Source organism: Curtobacterium sp. B18 (genome assembly GCF_000333375.1).
Lineage (GTDB): Bacteria > Actinomycetota > Actinomycetes > Actinomycetales > Microbacteriaceae > Curtobacterium.
On the sequence record NZ_BACZ01000584.1, the window covers coordinates 1 to 2572 of the forward strand.

At 73.4% G+C, this 2572-nt stretch carries 4 protein-coding genes; 2 read left to right on the forward strand and 2 right to left on the reverse strand.

The genetic code is table 11. The annotated features are described in order from the left end of the window. On the forward strand, window positions 1–396 hold a 396-nt coding region (locus tag I5E_RS15750), incomplete at its 5' end, for an SDR family oxidoreductase (protein WP_022907825.1). 73 nt (window positions 397–469) lie between these two features. Here I5E_RS15750 and I5E_RS15755 read toward each other — a convergent pair. Continuing rightward, a complete protein-coding gene (locus I5E_RS15755) occupies window positions 470–793 on the reverse strand; it encodes a hypothetical protein (protein WP_022907826.1) in 324 nt (107 codons plus the stop codon). Window positions 794–961: 168 nt separating this feature from the next. Between I5E_RS15755 and I5E_RS15760 the strand changes: the two genes are divergently transcribed. After that, on the forward strand, window positions 962–1636 hold the full coding sequence (locus I5E_RS15760; protein ID WP_022907827.1) for a TetR/AcrR family transcriptional regulator: 675 nt from the start codon (window positions 962–964) through the stop codon (window positions 1634–1636). A gap of 180 nt (window positions 1637–1816) precedes the next feature. Here I5E_RS15760 and I5E_RS15765 read toward each other — a convergent pair. Next, window positions 1817–2572 (reverse strand): threonine/serine exporter family protein (locus I5E_RS15765; protein ID WP_022907828.1); only part of this gene is annotated, 756 nt, incomplete at its 5' end.

The window sequence follows — 2572 nt, forward strand, 5'->3', positions numbered from 1 at the left end:
ACCTTCCGGATCACGAAGGCCGCGGTGCCGCACCTGCAGCCGGGCTCCACGATCATCAACACGACCTCGATCCAGGCGTACGCACCGTCGCCGCACCTGGTGCACTACGCCGCGACGAAGGCGACCGTGAACAACCTGGCGAAGGGCCTCGCCGCGCAGCTCGCGCCGAAGGGCATCCGCGTCAATGCCGTGGCTCCCGGTCCCATCTGGACCCCGCTCCAGCCCGCCGGTGGGCAGCCGCCGGAGGCCCTGCCCTCTGCCGGCGAGCAGACCTACCTCGGCCGTTGGGGCCAGCCCGCCGAGCTCGCGCCGGCGTACGTGTTCCTGGCGAGCGGCGAATCGTCCTACGTCGTGGGCGAGACGCTGCACGTCGACGGGGGCATGCCGACGCCGTAGCGGTGGGCGGACAGCGGACGGGAGGGGCGGTGCCAGCTGGCACCGTCCCTCCCGTCCTTCCGTCAACCGGTCGTCAGCACGGCGCGGTGCAGGTGCGCGCCAGACGCTCGAGCAGTTCGCGCGCGGACAGCGCCGCGGCCAGCTCGACCTCGACCGGGTTGATGCCGACGGCCCGTTCGAACGCGCGGCGCCGGGCCTGGTCGGCGATCGGGACCTCGGGGCGCTGCGGGAGCGCGGCGATCGCCCGGGCCGCGGCGTCGAACGCGCCGGTCGGCCGCCCGAGCTGCTCCCACATGGTCCGGACGTCGTGGGCGACCTGATCCGGGTCGCCGCCGAACTCGAAGCCGGCCGAGGCCATGGTCGCCAGTCCCTGCGCGGTGGGGTCGTTCGGGGTCATGACGGCATCGTCACACGGATGACCGCGAACGCGCTGCGAACCGCATCGCTTGTCCCCCGACATGCCGACACCCGGACCGGGGATGCTGTTGTCCCCCGAACTCCGTTTGGATGGTCCTGCCCCCAGTGGGCGACACGGACAGGACGTCCGGGACCGACGGAGGGCACGATGCTCGAACACACCAGCGCGGACACGCAGGCGGCAGCCGCCGCGGCCGCGACCCTGCACCTGCGGATCACGATCGTGGGGGCCACCGTCGACCTCCTGCGGGACGTTCCCTTCCACGAGGCCCACGCGGGACTCGTCGCCGAGCGCATCGGGATCGGGGTGGAGGAGCTCCACCAGCACTTCCCCTCGTGGGACGGGCTCGTGCTCGCCGCGGTCGACCGGTGGAACGGCGGCCGCATGGACGAGGTCACGCGTGAGGTCGGCGACGGCTCCACGGTCCAGCTCCTGCGCGGGATCGTCGCGTCGAACGCCGAGGACCCGGCGCTCATGCGGCTCCTCGTCGCCCTGCTCTCGGTCGCGGGCAACCCGCAGCACCCGATGGCGTCGTACCTGCGGTCGCGCTACCAGCTCTTCTACGCGCAGATCAAGCGCGGCCTCGAGCACGACATCGCGGTCGGTCGGGCGCCGCACACCATGGACCCGCGTCGCGGGGCCGAACAGCTCATCGCGCTCTACGAGGGACTCCAGCTGCAGGCGTTGCTGCGGTCGGACCTCGACCTCGTGCCCGCCTTCGACCGGGCCGTCACGCGGCTCGAGCGCGGCTGGATGGAGCGCTACGAGCCGCAGGCCGCACGGCGACTGTCGACGTGGAGCGACGGCGGCTGGGAGATCTGACCCGCGGCACTCGGTGCTCGGTGCTCGGCTCGGGGTGCTCGCCGCTCGGCTCGGCTCGCGGAGCGCTCGGCTCGCGATCTCACGGGCTGCGCGACACGTCACGCACGTTGCGGTCCGTGAGGTGTCGCCCAGCCCGTGATGTCGCCCGCGGGCTCGCCCGGCACCGGCACCGGCACCGGTTCAGCGCGGCCGCGGCCCGCGGGGTGTCGACCCGTTGCCGGGGTCGTAGCCCGAGTCGCGGATGACCTTGATCGCCGTGGTGTCGTTGTGCACCGAGTGCACGACGACCCGTCGGGACCGCCGGAGCGCCCGCCGTGCCCCCGGCGTCGCCACGAGGCCGCCGAGCACGAGCCCGGCACCGATCGCCAGGGCGACCGAGACGGCCGCGACGAAGTCCAGCGCCGCGCTCGACGACCCGGACATGAAGTTGAGCAGGGCGCTCGACACGGCGACGCCGGGCAGCAGGGCGCCGCAGAACGCCGGCACCGCGATCGCCGCCACGGCCGTCCGCATCCGTGCGGCGGCGATCGTCGCGAGCACGCCGAGGAGCACCGAGGCGAGGAAGGTCGCTCCGAGCAGCGGGATGCCGACCTCGCGGAGGAGACGCAGAGCGGCACCGGCTGCCACCGAGAACACGACGGCGACCGGGATCACCCGCGCGCTCGCCTGTTGCACGAAGCAGTTGGCGGCCGCCGAGACGACGGTCAGCAGCAGGGACGCCCAGAGCGGCAGGGTCTGCAGGGCGATCCCGGACGGGTCCACCTCGATCCGCAGCCACTTCGTCACGGCGATGCCGGCGGGCACCCCGACGACGATCGCGGCGATGACGAGCCCGATGTAGAACGCCCGGGCCACCGCCATCGCCCGGAACCCCGAGATCGCGTCCTGCGCCCACGTGACGAGGGACGGGTGCGGGAGCAGGAGCACCACGAGCGC

Coding starts and splice junctions, on each gene's coding strand:
- I5E_RS15755 (WP_022907826.1), bottom strand. CDS start 793: ATGACCCCGAACGACCCCACCGCGCAGGGACTGGCGACCATGGCCTCG.
- I5E_RS15760 (WP_022907827.1), top strand. CDS start 962: ATGCTCGAACACACCAGCGCGGACACGCAGGCGGCAGCCGCCGCGGCC.